Here is a 289-nt window from a genome sequence, read left to right on the forward strand (position 1 = left end):
GTCATGTAGCTAGCCATGTCAGAAGCGAGGAAGCACACCACCTTGGCGATTTCATCCGGCTGCCCCAATCGGGCGAGCGGAATTTGTCCAAGCAAGCCGGCTTTTGCCTCTTCCGGCAGCGACGCCGTCATATCCGTATCGATAAAGCCTGGGGCAACGGCATTAACGGTAATGCCGCGGGAAGCCAGTTCACGGGCAGTCGTTTTGGTCAACCCGATCACACCCGCCTTGGCTGCCACATAGTTGGCCTGTCCAGGGTTGCCCAGCACACCAACCACGGAGGTAATAT

At 57.8% G+C, this 289-nt stretch carries 1 protein-coding gene; it reads right to left on the reverse strand.

All coding sequences use genetic code 11. From position 1 onward, the window contains the following. The coding region (locus MXD62_RS08380) for an SDR family oxidoreductase (protein ID WP_248828828.1) at positions 1-289 on the reverse strand (289 nt) is incomplete at both ends.

Source organism: Frankia sp. Mgl5, assembly GCF_023242985.1.
Classification (GTDB): domain Bacteria; phylum Actinomycetota; class Actinomycetes; order Frankiales; family Frankiaceae; genus Parafrankia; species Parafrankia soli.